The sequence below is a fragment of the Neobacillus sp. MER 74 genome (genome assembly GCF_023714155.1).
The window spans coordinates 42,079-48,814 of record NZ_JAMAUV010000029.1 but is presented as its reverse complement, the minus strand read 5'-3'; the positions used below and the strand labels follow the sequence as shown (position 1 = coordinate 48,814).

General features: G+C 29.7%; 4 protein-coding genes. All 4 read left to right on the top strand.

The genetic code is table 11. The annotated features are described in order from the left end of the window. Positions 1 to 670: 670 nt before the first annotated feature. Positions 671 to 2,200, top strand: coding sequence for a lipopolysaccharide biosynthesis protein (locus M3610_RS24965; RefSeq protein WP_251463280.1), 1,530 nt, complete (start codon positions 671 to 673; stop codon positions 2,198 to 2,200). Between the two features lie 403 nt (positions 2,201 to 2,603). After that, positions 2,604 to 2,981: a serine O-acetyltransferase gene (locus M3610_RS28375; RefSeq protein ID WP_311315858.1), complete on the top strand. Its 378-nt coding sequence runs from the start codon at positions 2,604 to 2,606 to the stop codon at positions 2,979 to 2,981. Between the two features lie 632 nt (positions 2,982 to 3,613). Further along, on the top strand, positions 3,614 to 4,933 hold the full coding sequence (locus tag M3610_RS24955; protein WP_251463279.1) for a UDP-glucose dehydrogenase family protein: 1,320 nt from the start codon (positions 3,614 to 3,616) through the stop codon (positions 4,931 to 4,933). Positions 4,934 to 5,906: 973 nt separating this feature from the next. Beyond that, the gene (locus M3610_RS24950; protein WP_251463278.1) at positions 5,907 to 6,455 is read left to right on the top strand and encodes a serine O-acetyltransferase; all 549 of its coding nucleotides are present in this window, start codon (positions 5,907 to 5,909) and stop codon (positions 6,453 to 6,455) included. Positions 6,456 to 6,736 lie beyond the last annotated feature (281 nt).

Here is a 6,736-nt window from a genome sequence, read left to right as displayed (position 1 = left end):
ACCTCTTTTCTATTCATGTAATGTTTGTTTGGTCACTTACATTATACAAGAATTTGGGGAGGTACTCCTTTTTTCATGCCTTGAAACGCTTGAGAGACAAGGGATTGGAAATATGAAATTCATTCAATTAATAAAAACTTGTAAGAAACCACTATAGTAAATTTTAGAAACTTGAATGGTATTGTATAAATCTTATAATGAACCTTGGACATCTCTGATGATTATTTTATCATAATCTAATCAAAAGGTAATTAAGCATGAAATGTGCACTTTTCTTAAATACGTGTTTAATGATAAACTGGCTTGTTAAAGAGCGGGTACTACGTCAATATTTTAAAGTAAAATCATACTGTGATTTGAAAGTGGATCCGAAGATTTTAAAACTGAAAATTAAAGAATTAGTTGCCAAAAAATCAATATGAAGGCTCATATGGAGTTGTTTCATCGAGCTCTAGAAGATGATTGTTTATTAGACGAATTTAAAACATTCTAAGAAGCACATAATAGGTGGAATGATTTACGAAGTTCTTTAATGAGTGTCGCAAGCATTCTATTATTCTAAATTTATTTCCAAAAAATTCTATAAAGTAAGGATTCACTAGTAATCAATGATTTTCTAGTTTGGGGTGCTAGGCTATAAATGATCAACAAAAAGTGAAGGGATCGAAATATGAGAACTAAGAATTCAATAAAAAACACTGCATATGGAATTGCCGGCCAATTGATTGGGACTATACTTAGTTTTATAAGTCGAACTTTGTTTATAAATATATTAGGAGCAAGTTACTTAGGTATAAATGGCCTATTTACTAACATACTATCAATGTTATCTTTAGCTGAGTTAGGTGTAGGTAGTGCAATAATTTATACTATGTATAAACCATTAGCAGAAAAAGATCAAACAAAAATTAAAGCTCTTATGAGATTTTATGCTACGGCATATAAGATGATAGGGTGTATTGTTGCGTTACTAGGACTTATATTATTACCATTTTTAGATTACTTAATTAAGGATAAACCTAATATTCCTAATTTAACGGTAATTTATTTGATGTTTCTAACTAATTCAGTAGTTACTTATTTTTTTGCATATAAAAGATCAATCATAACTGCAGATCAAAAAAATTATCTTAATACAATTAACCAAGTTAGATTTATGTTTATTCAAAATATTATTCAAATAACTTTATTAATATTAACAAAGAATTACATTTTGTATTTGTCTGTACAAATAATATGTAGTTTTATATCCAATGTTTCAATTTCAAAAAAAGTTGATAAGATTTATCCCTTTTTAAATATAGGAAAAAAAGAGTATTTAGATAAAGATAATAAAAAAGAGATATTCAAAAATATAAGGGCTATGATGTCACATAAAATAGGTGGCGTTGTGGTTAATGGGACCGATAACCTATTAATATCAACATATGTTGGGGTATATTTTGTTGGCTTATATTCAAATTATATTATGATAATTAGTATAATAAATTCATTTATTTATCAAGCTTTTACGGCAGTCACCGCTAGTATAGGCAACCTGAATGCATTAGAAGGTAAAGAAAAGTCTTACAAGATATTTAATGATGTTTTTTTTATTAATTTTTGGTTATATGGATTTTGTAGTATATCACTATGGATATTACTTAATCCCTTTATAGGAATGTGGATAGGAAATAAATATATTATGGATAATTATATTGTACTTATGATTGTAATAAACTTTTTTATAACTGGTATGAGGCAAACTGTGATTGCATATAACAGTACTTTAGGTTTATTTTGGAATGATAGATTTAAACCTTGGTTTGAGGCCATCATTAACTTAATTGCATCTATTATATTGCTAAATAGATTGGGTATAGTAGGTGTATTTTTAGGTACATTCATAAGTACTATTACAACTTCATTTTGGGTAGAACCATATATACTGTATAAGCATGCCTTCAAAAAAGGACTTAATATATATATGAAAAAGTATGCATTGTATACACTTGTTACAATAATTGCTGCTATATTAACTCAATTGGCATGTTCTGTAATTACTACCTATACATTTATTAGCATAGTTGGAAGAGGGCTAATCTGTTTTATAATTCCAAACTTAATATTTGCAATGTTTTTTTATAGAACAAGTGAGTTTATATATTTAAAGAAAATATTGGTTAGTTTAACTTCCAAATTTGTGGTACGAATAAGGTAGCTCATTCCTAAATTGTTATACTTAGAAATTTACCTCATATTGAAGAGGCTCTATTTTTACATTTAATTATTACGACTTACATTCCATATCTGTTGAGTAAACATATTTACTCAGTTTACCAATCTCTAAAAATGATGAAATAAATCAAAATATAGAGAAAGAGTGATTTTTTTGAAATACAGGATCAAATATATATGGTTATTAATAAACATACCTCGCACTTTCCAGCATTAGTTATGATGTATTTGAGCAAATCAAAAGATAAATATAATTTTTAAAGATATAGAAAGGTGGATAAGCATAAAACAACCTAAAATATCAAATTCGAGGTTGAGTCATCTTAATTGGTTAATGATTACCTATCCTGAATTCCGGAATGTATACTATTTGAGGATTAAGAAACATAATTTTTATTTCACAACTACTAAAAATTTTTTATAAACCATTAAGCTCCTTATATATTTATACTGATGATATAGGTGAGGGACTGTTTATTCAACATGGATTTAGCACAATCATTATAGCAAAAAGGATTGGAAAAAATTGTTCTATAAACCAACAGATAACAATAGGACACGGTAATACAGGAACACCAACTATTGGAGACAATGTTTTGATAGCATCAGGTGCAAAAGTTATCGGTGATATAATCATTAATGGAAATTCTAAAATAGGTGCTAACTGCGTTGTTTCTAAAAACGTACCTTCTAATTGTACTATATTTGGAATTCCAGGAAAGATTGTTAAGAGAAATGGAGAACGCGTTGATATTGCATTATGAAAAGTTTTCAAAGTATGTATTAAAAATAACAATAATCCCTATGAGTATTATATATATATATCCAAATACCCACAATTAGCCCTTTTGAGGGTTGTATTGTAATAAAGCAATATCCTTGAGAAATATGAAAGATAATGGAATTATCGAGGATGTAATGGTATGGGAATTAATGAATTAGCTTTTTAGATACCGATCTGCAACCTCCAATTGTTAACATATCTAACAATTGGAAGAGCCCTTTGTTTAAAACGAACATGGTAGAAAAGACTTTAAGCATTTATGGCTCGAGATTCCTCCCGTGTTTCTAGGTACAAGTTATTCTTTTATAATGTGGAATTCAACCGGCATAACCCATATCAATTAATTTACTTAAGTTGGGAAATATAACTTTTAACCAAATTTTAGTAAGAGGAAAATCATCTATCATTAGTAATATCCAATAATTTGGAATTGGTAGTACGTATATACTATGGTGGAAGTTTGATTTATAATATTATTTGGCACTTAATCATGAATAATAATATAGTAAAAAGTTATAAAATTAAGGACTTTAAAGATTTAATATTAGACTTTAAATAAAATCAGAGTTATAAGATCTAAGTTATTATACTCATTTAAAGGTGGAATAAAAATTGAAAATTGCTGTTGCAGGAACTGGATATGTTGGCTTGGTAACAGGTGTTTGTTTAGCAGAACATGGGCATTCCGTTTCTTGTGTAGATATAGATAGTAGAAAAGTGGCGTTAATGAGTTCAGGGATTTCTCCTATTTATGAACCAGATCTTGAAGAATTAATGGTAAAAAACATGGAAAAGCTGAACTTTACAACAAATTTCAAAGAAGCGTATAGAGATGCAGATGTAATTTTTATTGGAGTCGGAACTCCAGAAAAACATGATGGTTCAGCTAATTTAAAGTATGTCTTTTCAGTTGCTGTGCAGATCGCTCAGAGTATAGAAAAAGATTGTGTAGTTGTTGTGAAATCAACTGTACCCATTGGTACAAATGATAAAGTTGAAGATTTAATAAACACCAATCTTGTTCATAATGTCAAGGTTTCGGTTGCTTCAAACCCTGAATTTTTATCTCAAGGTACAGCGGTAAAAGATACATTACATGCTTCTAGGATTGTGGTCGGTGTAGAAGATCCAGATGCAGGTGAAGTTTTAAAAGATATATATAAAGACTTTGGTGCCCCAATTATAGTAACCAATCGTAAGAGTGCTGAAATGATTAAATATGCATCCAATGACTTTTTGGCTCTAAAAATCTCCTTTATTAATGAAATTGCTAACCTTTGTGAAATTATCGGAGCGGACATCGAGGATGTTGCCCATGGAATGGGATATGATAATCGGATCGGAAACAGGTTCTTAAATTCAGGGATTGGTTACGGCGGTTCTTGTTTTCCTAAAGATACAAAAGCCTTACACTGGTTAGCTAATTTCCATGACCATGAATTAAAGACTATAAAAGCTGCGATTGATGTAAACGAAAACCAAAAGCTAAAATTAATAAAGAAATCTAGAAAGTATTTTGATAGTTTGAAAGGATTGAATGTAGCTGTTCTAGGATTAACTTTTAAACCGGGTACGGATGATTTAAGAGAAGCACCTTCGTTAGTGAATATACCAATCTTACTTGAAGATGGTGCTAATGTAAAAGCCTGGGATCCTGTTGGTATTGAAAATTTCCAGAAATTATACCCTGAGAATATTACTTACTGCACATCTATTGAAGATACTCTAAAGAATGCAGACGTTTGCTTTATCTTTACTGAATGGGAAGAAGTTAAAAATTTCAATTTATCCAATTATGAAAAACTAATGAGAAGTCCAATTATACTCGATGGTAGAAACTGCTATGACCTTTCTAGTGCTAAAAGTGCAAAGGTCATCTATGATTCCATTGGAAGAGAAACTATTATTAGTTTGGAGGTCTCATTAGTCTAGTACCTGTTAATTTTTCGGAGAAATTTTAAGTTATTATAATAGTATTTTATTTTTTACACCCTTGTCTAAATAAAGGCAAGGGTGTTTTTATTCTAATGTGAGGCTTCAACACTAACATTGTTAAAGGTCATGATGATAATAGTTGTTAATAAATTCTTATTTTTATCAACTGCTACTAATAATGGGCTGCAAATGTAAAAGATATTTAAAGAGACAAGCACAACATTTTCGATTATCCTTGCAGTTTTAAAAATTATAAGGGATTGAACATATTTTAAGCTGATTATTTAAACGCTTAAGAAATTATAATATATTGTTCTTCGTTACTTAAATGTAGCAGTGCCCAGTTCAGAAAGAGTAGCTAATGTTACCATCCTGAAACAACTCTAATTCATATTGTGCTCCAAATCTATTGGGTAAGCTCGTTAAAGTGTTTATTTTGGGTCCGAAGTAAATTCAGAATCTTGTAAATGTATAATAGATTACCTCTATGTCACGCCTTAGCTAATTAAGAGTACCACAAAGTATTTATAATAAGGCAAAATTCAATTGACTGAATGTTAGCTTATTCGTAGGATTTCTAAAATGTATAGAATATTAGATATCTTCCACAAAGAGGCATGACAGGAAAGCATAACCTCATACGCCCTTAAAGTGTTGGTAAGTTCTCTCAATCCTTAGCCATATAACATTTCAATATGGAAGGGATAGTAATAAGGAGCTGCTTGGACCATGCACATCTTATGGTAAAATGTTAAGTAGCGATTTACTCCTTTTTTTCACTATCCTGCACCAATCATTAATTATTTGAACTCAATTTATCAAGATTAACTCTATATCATGGGTTATGACAACCTGCAAATAAGCGAGTATTCGTGTGAAAAACGCATAAAAGTAGAATGGAAAAATCTCTATAAACATTAGTAAATACTGATATAATTTTAAAGAATTAAGAAGGGCTTGGTATATTCTCGTGATTAGAAATAAAGAAGATTTATTAAACTTTTTAAACGAAGATAAGAGGGCTTTAGGAAAATCGTGTAAAAAAATGCCTCGTTTATTTGGAGATGATGTATGGAAATTTGAAATTGTGCTGAGAAAACACGAATATTACTCTAATATAACACCTACCATAAGAACGAAAATAATGAAAAAAATCTATGGTTATTTACACAGAAAACTAGGTATTAAACTAGGATTCTCAATACCAATTAATGTTTTTGGACCGGGATTAAGGATAAATCATTATGGTTTAATTGTAGTTAACGATGATGCAAGAATTGGAGCAAACTGTGATATTCATCAAGGAGTAAATATAGGTCAGAATAGGTATAAAGGTGATGTCCCCACAATAGGAGATAATGTATGGATAGGTCCTGGCGCTAAAATATTTGGAAAAATTACAATTGCAAACTCGATTGCGATTGGCGCAAATTCAGTAGTAAATAAAAGTTTTTTTGAAGAAAATATTACTATTGTAGGCAATCCTATAAGAAAAGTTAAAAATACTGGTACTAATTAAAGGAAAACAATAGCAAGTATAAAATACTTTTAGCAGATAAAACAGAAAATCTTAGATTTCATTTTCTACTATTATTAAAACTAACCTATCAATTATCGATAGATAAAAGGTTTGATGACATTCAACTGGATTGAAACTGAATATTGAGAGGATGATTGGATGTTAGGCTTCTTTCAGTTTCGGGAAGGATACGTTCATCCTGGAAAGAGAATCACAACTCCATCAACTTTATATACAAACATCATCTTTTTAGTACAATGGCGATACCATTTTATTTTTTT

Coding starts and splice junctions, on each gene's coding strand:
- M3610_RS24965 (WP_251463280.1), top strand. CDS start 671: ATGAGAACTAAGAATTCAATAAAAAACACTGCATATGGAATTGCCGGC.